This window comes from Pseudoalteromonas sp. TAE79, assembly GCF_000498015.1.
Classification (GTDB): domain Bacteria; phylum Pseudomonadota; class Gammaproteobacteria; order Enterobacterales; family Alteromonadaceae; genus Pseudoalteromonas.
The window spans coordinates 1-15,193 of the sequence record NZ_AUTL01000189.1 but is presented as its reverse complement, the minus strand read 5'-3'; the positions used below and the strand labels follow the sequence as shown (position 1 = coordinate 15,193).

Annotated in this window: 15 protein-coding genes and 3 pseudogenes; 7 read left to right on the top strand and 11 right to left on the bottom strand. The window is 39.8% G+C overall.

The window, feature by feature from the left end; translation table 11 throughout:
• Together L655_RS0114255 and L655_RS0114250 are read left to right on the top strand one after the other, a co-directional pair.
• On the top strand, positions 1 to 312 hold a 312-nt coding region (locus L655_RS0114255; protein WP_024605253.1), incomplete at its 5' end, for a group II intron maturase-specific domain-containing protein.
• 302 nt (positions 313 to 614) lie between these two features.
• Positions 615 to 881: a DksA/TraR family C4-type zinc finger protein gene (locus L655_RS0114250; protein WP_024605380.1), complete on the top strand. Its 267-nt coding sequence runs from the start codon at positions 615 to 617 to the stop codon at positions 879 to 881.
• Positions 882 to 1,166: 285 nt separating this feature from the next.
• On the opposite strand, the gene gloA is transcribed toward L655_RS0114250, so the two are convergent.
• Positions 1,167 to 1,568 carry a lactoylglutathione lyase gene (gloA, locus tag L655_RS0114245; protein ID WP_024594782.1) on the bottom strand — a complete coding sequence of 134 codons (402 nt, stop codon included), beginning with the start codon at positions 1,566 to 1,568 and terminating at the stop codon, positions 1,167 to 1,169.
• A 624-nt stretch (positions 1,569 to 2,192) separates the two neighbouring features.
• Here gloA and L655_RS0114235 point away from each other — a divergent pair.
• From L655_RS0114235 to L655_RS0114225, 3 genes and pseudogenes are all read left to right on the top strand, one after another.
• Entirely contained in the window at positions 2,193 to 3,071 is an 879-nt protein-coding gene (locus L655_RS0114235) for an NAD(P)-dependent oxidoreductase (RefSeq protein WP_002962960.1), read from the top strand.
• 147 nt (positions 3,072 to 3,218) lie between these two features.
• Positions 3,219 to 3,752: pseudogene (locus L655_RS0114230) on the top strand (chondroitinase-B domain-containing protein); the annotation flags it as partial.
• Position 3,753: 1 nt separating this feature from the next.
• A pseudogene (locus L655_RS0114225) lies at positions 3,754 to 5,106 on the top strand (TonB-dependent receptor); the annotation flags it as partial.
• A 210-nt stretch (positions 5,107 to 5,316) separates the two neighbouring features.
• On the opposite strand, the gene L655_RS0114220 reads toward L655_RS0114225, so the two are convergent.
• The 4 genes from L655_RS0114220 to L655_RS0114205 form a co-directional block, all read right to left on the bottom strand.
• Positions 5,317 to 7,227: an aminotransferase class V-fold PLP-dependent enzyme gene (locus tag L655_RS0114220; protein ID WP_024591500.1), complete on the bottom strand. Its 1,911-nt coding sequence runs from the start codon at positions 7,225 to 7,227 to the stop codon at positions 5,317 to 5,319.
• A 442-nt stretch (positions 7,228 to 7,669) separates the two neighbouring features.
• Positions 7,670 to 8,047: a hypothetical protein gene (locus tag L655_RS0114215; RefSeq protein ID WP_024605377.1), complete on the bottom strand. Its 378-nt coding sequence runs from the start codon at positions 8,045 to 8,047 to the stop codon at positions 7,670 to 7,672.
• Positions 8,048 to 8,148: 101 nt separating this feature from the next.
• Positions 8,149 to 8,454, bottom strand: a complete 306-nt coding sequence (locus tag L655_RS0114210; RefSeq protein ID WP_024605376.1) for a hypothetical protein — start codon at positions 8,452 to 8,454, stop codon at positions 8,149 to 8,151.
• Positions 8,455 to 8,507: 53 nt separating this feature from the next.
• Entirely contained in the window at positions 8,508 to 9,677 is a 1,170-nt protein-coding gene (locus L655_RS0114205) for an acyltransferase family protein (RefSeq protein WP_024605375.1), read from the bottom strand.
• Positions 9,678 to 9,827: 150 nt separating this feature from the next.
• Between L655_RS0114205 and L655_RS0114200 the strand changes: the two genes are divergently transcribed.
• Complete coding sequence (locus tag L655_RS0114200) at positions 9,828 to 10,973, top strand: histidine kinase (RefSeq protein WP_024605374.1); 1,146 nt, start codon at positions 9,828 to 9,830, stop codon at positions 10,971 to 10,973.
• Positions 10,951 to 11,565, top strand: a complete 615-nt coding sequence (locus L655_RS0114195) for a response regulator transcription factor (protein ID WP_024605373.1) — start codon at positions 10,951 to 10,953, stop codon at positions 11,563 to 11,565. The genes L655_RS0114200 and L655_RS0114195 overlap by 23 nt, the downstream gene beginning before the upstream one ends.
• A gap of 21 nt (positions 11,566 to 11,586) precedes the next feature.
• On the opposite strand, the gene L655_RS1000000127440 is transcribed toward L655_RS0114195, so the two are convergent.
• From L655_RS1000000127440 to L655_RS01000000125650, 6 genes and pseudogenes are all read right to left on the bottom strand, one after another.
• Positions 11,587 to 11,751, bottom strand: coding sequence for a hypothetical protein (locus tag L655_RS1000000127440; RefSeq protein WP_158000956.1), 165 nt, complete (start codon positions 11,749 to 11,751; stop codon positions 11,587 to 11,589).
• 110 nt (positions 11,752 to 11,861) lie between these two features.
• Positions 11,862 to 12,494, bottom strand: coding sequence for an endonuclease III (nth, locus tag L655_RS0114185; protein WP_024605372.1), 633 nt, complete (start codon positions 12,492 to 12,494; stop codon positions 11,862 to 11,864).
• A gap of 49 nt (positions 12,495 to 12,543) precedes the next feature.
• Positions 12,544 to 13,242 (bottom strand): electron transport complex subunit E, encoded by a 699-nt coding sequence (locus L655_RS0114180; RefSeq protein ID WP_010553676.1) that lies wholly within the window; start codon positions 13,240 to 13,242, stop codon positions 12,544 to 12,546.
• The gene (gene rsxG, locus L655_RS0114175; protein WP_024605371.1) at positions 13,239 to 13,880 is read right to left on the bottom strand and encodes an electron transport complex subunit RsxG; all 642 of its coding nucleotides are present in this window, start codon (positions 13,878 to 13,880) and stop codon (positions 13,239 to 13,241) included. The genes L655_RS0114180 and rsxG overlap by 4 nt, the downstream gene beginning before the upstream one ends.
• Positions 13,877 to 14,935, bottom strand: a complete 1,059-nt coding sequence (gene rsxD, locus L655_RS0114170) for an electron transport complex subunit RsxD (protein ID WP_024605370.1) — start codon at positions 14,933 to 14,935, stop codon at positions 13,877 to 13,879. Before rsxD ends, rsxG begins: the two co-directional genes overlap by 4 nt.
• A pseudogene (locus tag L655_RS01000000125650) lies at positions 14,932 to 15,193 on the bottom strand (electron transport complex subunit RsxC); the annotation flags it as partial. The pseudogene L655_RS01000000125650 and the gene rsxD, both read right to left, overlap by 4 nt.

The following is a 15,193-nucleotide window of genomic DNA, read 5'->3' as shown; positions in this document are numbered from 1 at the left end:
GTGCGCGGTTTTGTAAATTATTTTAGTATAGCCAATTGTAAGCGAGAGCTAAAAGCCTTGGCAGGTTGGATCAGACGAAGACTAAGGGCAATACAGCTGAGGTTGTGGAAGAAGCCATCAAGGCTACATCGACGACTAAAGCAGTTAGGGAAAAAGCCACCGTTTAAGTTCATAAAGATGAACTCGTGGCGTAACTCACTAAGCCCTTTATCTTGTGTATCGATGCCAAACCAATGGTTTGAGGAGCTTGGTTTATATCCAATAGAAAAAGTGAATACGGGATGGCTTGCTTTATCAGCGTTTAGGAAATAAGTTGATAAAATGTGAAGGGTACAGGAGCCGTATACGAGGTCCGTACGTACGGTTCTGTGAGAGGGATGAGGCATAAGCCTCACCCTACTCGATAGCTGCTTTTTTTTGCCTAATTGTAGAGTGTTGAACTTTTTGTGAAGTAGATTACAAGGAGCAACTACAGCATCTTTCTTTAGATATAAAATATAATTTTGTAGTTTAAACCTTCAAATAACACTCCATTCCTAGCTCTTTTATTCAGTACTTATAAAGGTTCAATTTGGTAGCATAAATTTAAACATCCAACTTTATTAGGAGGATTTATGGCAAGTGGATGGGCACGAGACGGTGCAATTCAAGATCAAATTGATGCAAGTGTTAACGATGCCGTACAGTATGCAAGAAGCAATTTAATATCTGGTGCAAGTGCTGAGCTATGTGACGAGTGCGATGAAAAAATCCCACAAGCACGAAGGCTCGCGCTACCAGGAGTTCGCTACTGTGTTGCATGCCAAGCTGAAATAGAAGGCAATGGTGCCAGCGCTAAATCGTTTAATAGGCGTGGTAGTAAAGATAGTCAGTTGCGTTAAAAAAAGGTGCTGCAAAGCACCTTTTATTTAATACCAATCTGCATAACCATTTGAACTATATATAAAATTAAACCCCTCCATAGTTATACCAACCAGCATAAATCTTTGATCAATTTAACGAATTAAATTGCACTATAACGTCGTTAAAAATTTTTTATTTAGAACAACTAGATACAAAAATTTTTGCCTAGTTCTAGCGTAATTTTTTTAACGTTAAATAGACCCCATATATAAGCAGATTGGCACTAAGCAAATTGTTATTACTTGAATTGGTTGTTAAGTAATTTAAAATTTACTCATGTCTTCTTTTTTCTGAATTAACTCAATTGCATAGCCATCTGGGTCTTTTACAAAAGCAATTTCAGTAGTACCGCCTTTTACAGGCCCTGGTTCACGGCTTACATTGCCGCCAGCAGCTTTAATATCTGCACATGCTTTGTAAATATCATCAAACTCAATAGCAATATGACCATATCCATTACCTAGGTCGTAGCTATCTTCGTCCCAGTTATAAGTTAGCTCTAAGACTGTGTTATCTGCTTCGTCGCCATATCCAACAAAGGCAAGAGTGTATCTGTATTCACTGTTATCAGCTCTGCGTAATTCTTTCATACCTAATATTTCAGTATAAAAAGCAATTGATTTATCCAAATCGGCTACACGAAGCATAGTATGTAATAAACGCATTTTTAGTTCCTTTAGTTATTTATTCAAAGTTAAGGGGATTTTTAACTAAGCGCTATTATTAAGCGCGTTTTAGGGGGTTTATATGTATTAGTCATATATATAGGCATTACATATAAATCACAAGCTTAATATGAGAGTGGCCTTAAAACAGTTTGAGTTCGACCTTTATAAATTACCTATTAATGAATCATTTTATTAAATTTTGGATGTTTAAATACCCAGTACTCAATTATTGGTCAACCTATTAGTATGAAAAAGTTACTGACTGTTCAACTAAATTTAACCTTTGCTTAATTGCGCTGTTGATATGTAACTATGTGTTTTAATATGATATTAAATTAATTTTTGTGTAATTTGTAAAAATGTGGCGTTTGCTTGGTTAACTTGTTGGTTGACAAAAAAGTCGTATGGCAATACAGTTTTTGCATACCAATTGGTAAGTTGCTTGATTTGAGTGAATACAATGTATTGGTAATTAATCAGAGTTACGCTTTGCACAGGTTAATTTATAAATAACTCAAGCTTAAAGTTACTCTACAAATTGAAACAAAAGACACAGCGTATTTATAGAGTAAATTTTACTTGTTCTTATAAAAGTATGCGCCACATATTTAGGAGTTATTCATGTCAAAACCAGTCATCGGTTTCATCGGCTTAGGCTTAATGGGCGGCAACATGGCCGAAAATTTACAAAACAAAGGCTATGAGCTAATTGTTATGGACCTTAGCAAAGATGCGGTTGCAGCATGTGTTGCTAGAGGCGCAAAAACAGCAAGCACTGCAAAAGAGCTAGCTGAAGGTTCAGATATTGTTATGTTTTGTCTTACAACGTCTGCCGTTGTAGAAAAAATTGTTTACGCAGAAGACGGTATCCTAGCGGGTATTAAAGAAGGTGCAGTATTAGTTGATTTTGGTACTTCTATCCCATCATCTACTAAAAAAATTGGTGCTGATTTAGCAGCTAAAGGCGCAGGCATGATCGACGCGCCACTAGGTCGTACACCAGCACATGCTAAAGACGGCCTTTTAAACATTATGGCTGCAGGCGATATTGATACATTCAATAAAGTTAAACCAGTACTGGAAGATCAAGGTGAAAACGTTTTCCATCTTGGCGAGCTAGGTGCAGGTCATACAACAAAGCTTATCAACAACTTCATGGGCATGACGACAGTATGTGCTATGTCACAAGCATTTGCAGTGGCAGAGCTTGCTGGTGTTGACCGTCAACAACTTTTCGACATTATGTCGACTGGCCCATCTAACTCACCGTTTATGCAATTTTGTAAAAACTATGCAGTTGATAATGTTAGCGACCTTGGTTTCTCGATTGCTAATGCAAACAAAGATTTAGGCTACTTCCTACAAATGGTAGAAGACCTAGGTACTGAATCAAAAATCGCTGAAGGTTCATCAGCTAACCTACAAGCAGCGTTTGACGCTGGTATGGGTCAAGGTAACGTTCCTGAAATTTTTGATTACTTCAAAAAGTTAGAAAAGTAATACTTCTGGACCTTATTGAGCGCTTTGAGCTTTAACTTAAAGCGCTTTAACACACATGACACCAATTGACTAAAGTCTTTGTGCAATGTCAGCCTTTTTTAATTCTGATGAAGCACTACTTTCAGTCACAACGAAAAAGAGTTAACTATGCGTTTGATTAATACAATAAAGCTTAGTCTAGTTCTCATCGGTTGCATATCCACACAAGTAGCGGCCAAAGATTATTTTATAGAAAATAAACAAGCTTTTAATGATATCGCAGCTAATCTAGTTGCTGGCGACAAAGTAGTACTTAAAAATGGTACTTGGTCTGACTTCGAAATTTTACTTGAAGGCCAAGGTACAAAAAACTCTCCTATTTTATTGACCGCTGAAACTAACGGTAAAGTAATTTTATCGGGTCAATCGAACCTAAGACTTGCAGGTAAATACCTTGAAGCCTCAGGTTTAGTATTTAAAGACGGCTACACACCGAGCTCAGCTGTAATAGAGTTTCGTAAAAAGAAAAATGAATTAGCCTACAATTCACGAGTTACTCAAACAGTAATCGATAATTACAGTAATCCAGACAAACGAGAGTCTGATTATTGGGTTGCCTTATATGGACAACATAACCGCTTTGATCATAGCCATTTAGTTGGCAAACGAAATAAAGGTGTGACAGTTGCTGTTCGTTTAAACAGATGGGCGAGCACTTTATATTCGTGATTTCTTACTAATAAACCCAGAGCTTGCATCCTCTGATCCACAAGCTGTATTAGCAGCACTTAACCAAGCGATTGAAGCTAATAATGCTATAACGGGTTCTGATCGTGGTCCAATAAGTTCACCAACGTCTCAAGTAAATGCGTTTTTTGATATTGAAGAAGAAACACATGCCTTATATGCACAAGCTAATTTTGAGTATGGCATGTTTCGCGGTAACTTTGGCTTACGTTATTTAGAGACTGAAGTTACATCGCTAGCTAACTCTGTTACTCAAGATGGAAGTGGCAACGAACTGGTGACTCAAGTAACGTCAAAAGGTGATTACGATTTCTTTTTACCACGATTTAATTTAGCCGCGAATGTAAGTGAAGATGTGATTGTTCGTCTAGGTTGGTCAAAAGATATCAGACGCCCAGATTTTGACGACCTATCTACGTCTGTTACGTTTGGCACCAGCCCTAATAGTGCAGTTTCAATAGGTAACTCAGGCTTAGAGCCAGAAGAAGTAACTTCTTTCGATATATCCACTGATTGGTATTTTGCACCCGCTGCTTTGTTAAGTGTGGGGTACTTTCATAAAACACGTAGCGATTTGCACGTTACACAGCAAGTTGACCCATTTGAAGACCCAAGCACAGGCTTTCGCGATACAAATGGTCCAGAATGTGAAGGCGGCGGCATATTTAACCCAATTGCTGACATAAACGTATTTGGCCCAGATGCTGGCATAGGGTTATGTGTACCAACACAAACTACTATTAACGATTCTGGCGAAACAACACAGCAAGGCATCGAGCTTGCAGCTCAATACGACTTATCAAATTTTGAAAAAGAGCTAGGCTGGGCATCAGGTTTTGGTGTGGTTGCTAACTACACCTATCAAGAGTTTTCTGGTGGTGAATCATTTGACACCGCAACGAGTCGTGCAAATGCTGTTTTTGCATTAACAACCGGTAACCCGGATGCAGACATAAGCGCTAAGCAATCACTCATTGATCTGTCAGAAAACGCATACAACATCACATTCTACTATGAGAAATACGGTCTATCTGCTCGAGCGCGTTACACGTGGCGCGAAGGGTACCGTTCAACTGACTTTGGTAGCACTTCAAGCTTCCCATGGGGTTTCCCTGTTGTACAAGAAGACAGAGGGCAGCTTAATGCCAGCATAAGTTATGATGTGAACGAGCAGCTAAATATCGGTATTGAAGCCGTTAACTTAACTGAATCAGAAGTTAGCCAGTCTTGTGTGAACGAAGGTGCTTTACTTTGTTTCCAAGGTATTACAGACCGCCGTATTACATTTGGCGCAAGCTATAGATTTTAAAAGCTATAGTTAAATCGAGTCTATAAGTGTGTGTATTTAAAGACGCTAAAAGCAAGCCTCCTGGCTTGCTTTTTTTTAACTATAATTAGTTAACATTTACAAAAATGATTTATTCCACTTTGTATTTTACTTATCAATACCGTTACAGCGGCAATGTCTTGCGACACTGCCACCAGTAATCATTATTAAGATAGTATTAAACCAATACCTTTATTTTTTAACCTTACCCTTAAGAACATAAATTTCACCATCGAAACTGCCTTGTATCGTCAGTCCTTGGCTTGCTAACTCTTGTAAATATTCGATATGGTCATTAGTGATATGCTGGCCTGGGACTAAAAGCGGAATACCCGGTGGGTATGGAGTAACTAAACCTGCACAAATACGATTGTTACTTTTGCTGATAGGCACAGATTCGCGGTCGCCATAAAAAGCATCGCTTGGGATACACGCCAAGTCTATAGCTGGTAAGTTTTCAGGTAAGCGAGCTCTACGCGTCGATTTCGATAGTTTTACTTTACCGCTGTCTAGCTTTTTCAATGCATTGTACAAACGAATTATTTTTGAGCGTGTGCCGCCAAGCGTCAGTAAAACCAAAATGGTGCTGTGTGTGTATTTTTCTATCTCTAGCCCAATTTCATCCAGTAGATATTTATGAATATCTTTTAATGAGTAAGGTAGCTCACTAATATCAATAAGGATTTTTAATGGGTCGTGGCCCATGTTATCACCACTAAAATGCGGGAATATTTCCATAAAGTCTTGCTTAGCTAATACTTTAATTTGCTTAAGCGAGGCCATCTGTTGTTTAAACTCTTCAACATGATTTAGCAGCGCATTGAGCAGCTTATAGCCTTCCATCTCTAATTGCTTTTGGCACACGTCAAGCGATGCAATAAGCTGATATTTAGGCGATGTACTAGCGTAGATACTATAAATTTCTCGAAAGAAATCGGCATCAAAATCGGGGTCGTTAATATGAATATAAGACGCTTGAGAAAACGCCGATACTACTTTATGCGCCGAATGCGTAATGTAGTCAGCTCCTGCATGTATCGCAGAATAATGACGAAAGCTAGGATGAAACAAAGAGTATGCAAACCAGGCTTCATCTATAAATACCTTAATACCATATTGATGAGCATAATCGACGACTTGTTTTAGGTCGCTAAGTAGGCCATCGTAAGTACAACCGGTAAGCACTAGTAATTTAGCATCAGTATTGTTTTCAATTGCTAACTTGATGTCGGCCAACGATGGTGGCGCGAAAATGCCATATTTTGGATTTAAGATACTCGCCAAATAAATGGGGTAACTAGCTGATTGCAAGATGCCATAGTGTACTGACTTATGGCAATTACGGTCGACAATTACTTTATCGCCCTTACGCAGCAGTGTCTGCAAGATGATTTTATTTGAGGTAGATGAACCATTTGTAACAAAGTAGGTGTGCTTAACTTCAAACGTCGCCGCGGCTGATTCTTGGGCGCGACCAATAGTATTAGTGCTGTCTGATAATGAACCTAGCGAGTCTACCGAAACCGACAGGTCGCCAACAAATACATTGCGGCCGTAAAACTGATAAAAATCTTTGATGTAAGGTGAGTTTCTAAAGCTAGAACCCCCACTATGACCCGGTGTGTGCCAAGAGTCGTTTGCTTCACCAACGTAACGACGGTACGCCGTCCAAAATGGGGTTTCAGAGCGGTCGTCAAAATCGTTGATCATATAACCTAAAATTGCTTCAGGGTCAGAAATCACTTCATCTTTAAAAAAGAAAGATTCAATTTCTTCTGATTCGTTTACGATCTCCAGCCCTTTAGTGTCGTCGCCGATAACATAAACCGGTAACTCAAGACGAATTGCCTTTAAATCCTCGATAAAGCGACTATACATTCGCTCACCCACTTTGTTGTGCATATCCCAGCTTAGAACTACGGCTTGAATATCACCATCTTCCTCTACACATTCCAGCGCGTGTTTAAGCTCGAGGCATTCAATAATATCGATATGAATATCGTCTCGCTCAAAGTTAGGAATGGTCTTTGACAGATTCGTTGAAAGCCCTTGTAAAGTGGCTGGGTCTTGCTCAATTATCAAGATACGAAGTAGAGGTAGCATAGAGGGTTTCGCAATATAATTTTATAATGCTCACTAGCATAACCAAAGGAATGTAACTTGTGAAATTAATACTTTGATAATGTTCTAATAATTGTTCTATTTCATTGGCTACTACAAATAAGAGGCGCAATGAAATTCATGTGTTTTCTGTTTGCATCGTAAGCATAAAGATTTTGATTATTATCAACGACAATATACCTCCCTTTAAGTTTTATACCACTAAAGTACAAAAATCATACTTATTTGATGGGCAGTTTTGTGCCAGTGTAGGTCGAATAAGCGAAACGCCATCCGACACAGTAAAATACCTTACCAATTATTATCAGCATTTTATGTTGTCGAGTGGCTGGAGAGTGCCAGGAGCAGTCATTAATGATTAACTCGTTTCTGCCCCAAGACGAGTTAACGTAAATACTCTATAGGTCGACTTTGAGCAAAGCAGTCAATCAAAAGTTTTGATGTCTGAAGTAAAGATTTGATCCTCGTTGGCTTTTTCAAAACGAATGGGCACGAGCTTTTGTAATAGTGGCAACACAAGCAAAGGCTCAGAGCGATTATCAACACAAACAACGGCATTTGCACTACTCAGTGCTCTCACCAATGCGTTAACAGGGGTTATATCGTCCAAAGACTCAATAAAACAATTGTCTTTCTCAAACTCACTTATATCGTCGAAATACGCATCAGGCGAAAAACAATATAACTCAAGCGGCTTAACTACCGCGTTATTGTTGTTTGATAGTTTTTTCCCTAACACGATGAGTAGATGAGCTTTTTTATCCAATCCGAGCTTAAGCAAAAGCGTATTTATTAAATCCATGTACTTCACTGAATACCAAAATAAAATAGCGTCATATTTTTATCGTGCATTATTAGGTACATTAAAACAATAGCTATTTTGATGAATTACCAGCGATTGCGTTATGCACTATGAGTAAGTAATTTAATCCATTCATCTGCGTTTGACACAATGAATTGATATTTATTGCCATCTTTTAATACGACTTCAATTGCATCATGTGTATAAGGCAAAATACCTGCAACTTTACCAGTGCACTTACTCACTTTTACAATTTCACACCGTGCAAACGTATAAGGCCCTAACCCAAATTGTGCATTCAACGGCGCAAAATGAATATCGGTGTTGGTTAGCCAAAATTTGCCGTCGGCTTTGATTGCCCCTTGTTGAATCGTGGCGATGGTCGATTTGATTGTTATTGCATGCATAATAGTATTCCTTTATATAGTGATGCTTTTAAGTCATTACCAAGTGACAACATTTAAGCTGACTGTATTACCTTTCTCTTGGTTTGCCTACCGTTAAGTAGTGCGCCCAACCACGTATTTTTAACTAATAATAAATAACTTATTTGACCTATAAATAATGTAACCACAACGCTAACTATAAACTTTACTAAAACTGGCCAATTAGTATTAATCAATGGCATCTGAATATAAATCAGCACTGGCACATGTATTAAATAAATCCAATATGATGCATTTGAGATGCTGCGACTGAGCTTACTTTGGTGGTTTAAAAAACGATGCCCAAGTAAAAACGTTATGGCGGTTAACAAAATAACACTCAGTCCTTGTGATAAAACATGCAATACATGCAGCTCTCCCGCTGCGGCAAAATACCCCGAAGTTGCGGCGGCAATCACGTCATCTAAGCTTGGCGCGGCTGGTAATAAAGAAAAATAACCAGTCAGTGATAGTGCAACACCCAAAATAAGAGGCCATAAGTACTTATGATATGAGCAAATGAGCTGCTGTTTTTTATTAAGCCCCACTCCCAACCAATAAAAACTGCCGTAAAAACCATACGACCATAACTGTGGCGTGAGTTTATCAGGAGCAGGAAATGGAATAGATTGCCCCATTAATGAAAACGTTAACACGATGGGAAGTACAACCCACATAAATAAAGGGTGAGCGCTAAGCGCATCAAATTTATTGCCTAATAAGTTAGTTGTTTTCAACAACCAGTGAATTAAGCAAAACTGGAATAAGTTCCACAAAAACCATAAGTGCATAGTGCTAACAACAGGCTCTTTAATAACTTTAAACACAGCAAAAATCGGCGGTATTGGATTAGCTATACCGGCTCCAAAACTCAAGGCATGGTAGTAAACGGCAAAGCTGAACGGTAAAAATACAATAAAAGGCAGTAGAATATGTTTACTGCGATGATGTAAAAAGCGCGCGTTGCTCGATTTATCTATTAAAAGTGTACTGCAAAACCCTGCAATAATAAAAAATAATGGCATCCGAAATAAGTGCAGCGTATGCGTAATATAATCAAATAGACCATGTGTGCTTGGGTCTGCCGTAAACCAAATATTGCGAAAGAACGGACTGTAGGCTAAAGCGGCATGAAATACGATGCCGAGCAATAGCGCGAGGCTGCGTAAATTATCAATGTAGTGTAATCGACTGTCTTTATTCATTAATGTGCCCAACTAACTTTTATTAATAAAGCATAAATGAATGAGGTTTCATGACACTAGTCACAAAGCTCATAGCCCGAGCTATGACAGATGTCACTGTTTTTACAACGCGAGTTCTGCAATAATTGCTAAAAAAATATGGCCACAGTAATGGAATCAACTATACGACATACAACCGATTGGCATTTCTCAACATTGGCATCGTGGCTTGGGGTGACATTGGCGTGTGCCTATTATGCCAACTCAGAATTAGCGCTATATTTGCAAATCATAGTAAGTGGTTCCATTTTAGCTATTTTGCTGTATGTGTTAAAACAGCCTAACAAATTTGTTCACGGCGTAGCACTTGGCTATTTCCTGCTTATTTTGGCAATGATACAACTGAGTTCAACATCCTTAGTTTTTATCCACCTAGTGATGTTTACCGCGGTTTTTAGTCCTCATTTTTCGCTTCCTAAGATACTGGCTTGTGTTGTGGCCGCCATGCTGGTGTATGGTTTAACGCATTATGCGCGCTGGGAAAATGGCATTCCTTGGATCACGTTTACAATTTGGTTTTTCTTTTGCTTGATGAATTGGTTTGTTAGCCGGCGTATTGTCGAAAGTTTAAATACACATTACCAATCCCGCCAAAACTACAAAGAGTTAAAAGCCACCCAACACATGATGGGGGCGATGCATGCAGCGCAAGAGCGACAAAACATATCACGCGAGCTCCATGATTCGCTCGGCCATAAGCTTACCGCGCTCAGCATTAATTTAGATTTTGCTAAAAGAGCTGCAAATGAAGCCACCGTTGAAACCCTCTCTCTTTGCCACCAACTTAGCCAAGAAGTATTGGCTGAAGTGCGCGAAATCGTTTCCACTCAGCGCAATGACAAAACGATACTTAAGCAAGCTCTTGAGGCCATTTGCGAACTGACACCTAATTTACACTGTGATCTCCAACTAAGTAAAGAGACAGAGCAGCTACCTCAAGACTACGCCCTGTGTGTATTGCGGTTTACCCAAGAGATGATCAGCAACACCCTTAAACATACCCAAGCAAACCATTTTACTTTGCATGTAAATGTCACCCTCGTTGGCGAACAGCCGCTGTTAGTTGCAAAAGCGTATCACAATCAAGCAGAGACCCATTTACCAAAACAAGGGAACGGATTAGCAGGACTAAATGAGCGAATGGCACAATTTGGCGGTGAATTTTCACAACACCTTGAGCAAGAAACATTGATCAATACCATGACACTACCACTAAATTTAGAAGAAAAAAGCCATGATAAAGTGCCTACTAGTTGAAGATCAGACATTAGTTCGTTTAGGCCTCGCTAATTTACTTAACCTCGATAGCGCCATTAATATCGAAGCCCAGGCTGAAGATGGCTTGCAAGCGCTTACACTATTAGCTGAGCATAGTTTTGACATTGCTTTACTCGATATGAGAATGCCGAATTTAGATGGGCTCGGCGTGCTGCAAAAAATGCGTGAAAAGGGTGATAAAACCCCTGTGCTGATCATCACCACATTTGAAGATTGTGATGTATTAGTCAAAGCCCTTAATCTAGGTGCTCGTGGGTATGTGCTTAAAAACATTGAACTTGAAGAGCTCATTAGCGCTATCAAGCAGGTCGTTGCAGGTGAGCGAGTATTGCAAAGTGCGGTGACTGATTTTTTACTCAAAAAGCAACTAAGCCCTCAGCTCTGCTTAACGGACAAAGAACAAACCGTATTGCAGTGTTTGTCTTTAGGTATGCCAAACAAAGTGATTGCCAAAAAATTAGATAACTCTGAGGGGACTATTCGTAATCATGTGTCACAAATTCTTGCCAAATTAGACGTAAAAGACCGCACTCAGGCCGTTATAAAAGCCATTAATCAAAACCTAATTTAACACGCGAACAACACCAAATTACTATTTTTGATTAGGCTTAAGTGGTGCAATCAACATAAATAAGAGTAAACAAAACCAACTAATAAACAAACAGGCGACTATCCATGCGAGCTTTTCTTGGCGTTCCACTTTTTGTGACCTAGCAATGAGTATGATTGGCATCACCCAAATCTTGATTCCAGACATTAAAGATCTTCAGTCTGCTCATGGCACCGAACCGCCCGTCGACTCTAACTCATAATTGTCCAAAAACGAGTTTATCCGACCGTCGGCTTATCGCTCAAGGCAGCCTATAGTTACTCTGTTTTATCTTTAAACTCACACAAGTCTTCAATAATACAGCTGCCACATTTTGGTTTACGTGCTACGCAGGTGTAACGTCCGTGAAGAATCAGCCAATGATGCACGTCTACTTTAAATTCTTTTGGTACAACCTTTTCAAGCTTTTGTTCTACTGCGACAACATCTTTACCCATAGCAAGCTTTGTACGGTTAGATACACGAAATATATGTGTATCTACGGCTATTACAGGCCAGCCAAAGGCTGTGTTGAGTACAACATTAGCGGTTTTACGGCCAACGCCTGGTAGGGCTTCTAGGGCTTCACGATTTTCTGGCACGATGCTGTTATATTCATCCACCAAAATTTGGCACATTTTGTACACGTTGGCAGCTTTAGAGTTAAATAAGCCGATGGTTTTTATATAATCACGCAGTGTATCGTGGCCTAAGTCTAAAATGGCTTGTGGTGTATTAGCAACAGGGAACAACTTTCGAGTGGCTTTATTAACGCCTACATCGGTTGCTTGTGCTGAAAGAGTTACTGCTACTAGTAACTCAAATGGGCTTGAATATTCAAGCTCTGTAACTGGATGTGGATTATCGTCGCGTAGGCGCGACAGTATTTGGTGACGTTTTTCTTTATTCATGCAACTTAAAACGTATTAGTGCTAATTGTTGCTCTAATACGTTTTCCCCTTAAGTTAAGCTGGTAACACGTGCTCGAGGGCCTTTTTCAGCCTCTGGCGGTGCAATTTGCTTTGATTTTATTTGTGCGTCAATTACGTTTTTTGCAGCAATAAGCAGCCCAAGTCCTAAAAAGGCACCCGGTGGTAAAATTGCGAGTAAAAATTGGTTATCAAAATTAAATACTTCTATGCGCAAGCTCTGTGCCCATGGGCCAAGTAATAAGTCGGCACCGTCAAACAGCGTACCTTGGCCGATTAGTTCGCGCATAGTACCTAATACTAACAGTACAGCCATAAAGCCTAAGCCCATCATTAAGCCGTCAAATGCTGATAAATGAACAGGGTTTTTAGAGGCGTATGCTTCGGCGCGGCCAATAATGGCGCAGTTAGTTACAATCAACGGGATAAAAATTCCCAATGATTGATATAAACCAAAGGTATAAGCGTTCATGAGTAATTGAACTATTGTTACAAAGCCCGCGATGATCATTACAAATACAGGTATACGAATATCTTTTGGCACCCAGTTACGCACAATTGATACGGTAACATTTGAGCCTATTAGTACGAGTAAAGTTGCTAAGCCTAAACCTAAGGCATTTGTTACAGTTGAGGTAACGGCAAGCAGTGGACATAAACCTAAAAGCTGCACAAGGGCAGGGTTATTTACCCATACACCTTCTTTGTATAATGTTTTTAACTCACTCATTTAGCTACCTCCATACATTCGGCATTAGGTGCTGCAAAAATATCATCAAAATTAGTTTGTGCGAACAATACGGCATTTTTAACAGAGCCCACAACAGCACGTGGCGTTATGGTCGCGCCTGTAAATTGATCAAACTGGCCGCCATCTTTTTTAACAGCCCAGCGAGCGTCTTCTTCGCCTTCAACCGTTAAGCTTTTAAATGTTGTGATCCAAAGTGATTTTTTAACTTCTACTTTGTCGCCTAAACCAGGGGTTTCTTCGTGTTTAGACGTACGCACGCCAGCAATAGTGCCATCGCTTAATACCGCTGTTAATAAGTTAATATCGCCACTGTAGCCGTTTGGCGTAACATGCCTAATAACAACAGCGACTGGTTTATTGTTTTTACGAGCACGGTAAATTACTTGGTTTGCGTGTGGGCCTAGTTTTTCGTCAGTAATAATTACGCAATCTTGTGATAATTGATTGTCGTACGATTTTGGGTCGAGCACTTCTTGTAGCTGCGCAGTAAGTTGCAGTTGTTCTTGCTCTGCAATTTTATCGGCAGTAAGCGCGTTGATAGAGGCAACTAAGCCTGTTGTTGCTAATGCAAACGCAGTTAAAATAGCACCATTTTTAGCCATTGACGAAATGATCATTTTACTGCTCCATGGCCATAAGTACGTGGCTGTGTGTAGTAGTCTATTAGCGGCACTGCAATATTAATCAGTAATACGCTAAATGCGATGGCATCAGGAAAACCACCAAAGGTACGAATTAAATAAATTAGTAAGCCAATTAGCGCGCCATAAATTAAGCGCCCTTTGTTAGTTGTTGCTGCAGAGACCGGATCGGTTGCTATGAAAAAGGCTCCCATCATAGTGGCACCACTTAATAAGTGAAATAGGGTGCCCGGCTCTGTGCCTGGTGATGCGATATAACCAATAGCACTACATACAGCTAAAGTTACGATAAAACTAACAGGAATATGCCAGTTAATAATTTTTGCTTTTAATAAGTATAAACCACCGGCTAAAAAGCCTAAGTTAACCCAGGCCCAACCAAGGCCAGCCCATTCGTTAAATATTGGCTTTTGCATGCTTTCGGTAACGGTTAAACCGTGGGCTATGTCTGTCTTAACAGTATCCAGCGGTGTTGCCATTGTTAGGCCATCAACCCCTGCACGTACTTGATCTAGGCTAAACCCAGAGGCCGTAAAATCGGTGAATATTAGCCTTAGCTGATCAGCAAAGCCTATTGGTGTATTTATTAAATCAGTGACAGGCAACCATGCGGTCATTTGTACCGGAAACGAAACTAAAAGCAGTACATAAGCCGCCATTGCTGGATTGAATAAGTTAAACCCAAGGCCGCCATAAAGCTGTTTAACTATAACGATAGAAAATAAACAGCCAATAATGATTATCCACCAAGGCGCAAGTGGTGGAATACTCAGTGCCAATAACACGGCAGTAAGCCACGCACTGCCATCACTTAATGCAGGCCAAACAGGGCGCTTTCGTATTAGCATTATTGCAGCTTCAAATACGCTTACAGCAACAAGCGCGAGCACCAGTTGAATAAGTACACCTGTTCCAAAAAAGAAAACTTGAGCAATTAGCCCAGGAATACACGCAGCAATAACGCTAAGCATTAATCGCGTTAACGATTTATGGCTGTGATTATGCGGCGAACTGGTCATGGTTAATTTCATGACTGATTATTTCCTTCTTTTTGTAACTTTTTAGCTTTTGCTCTCGCAATTGCAGCAGCCACGGCGGCTTTTTTCTTATCGTCGGCTGATTTAGGTTTATCTGCGTTAATAAGATCTGATGAGTCATCGGTGTTACTTTCTGCACTCTTAGGTGCTGCGCTATCAACTTGTAGCTCTTGGGGCTGAGTTTGTTCGGTATCTTCTAGTGCTTTAGCCGCTTTTTTAGCTTTAGCACGAGCTATGGCCGCAGCTACCGCT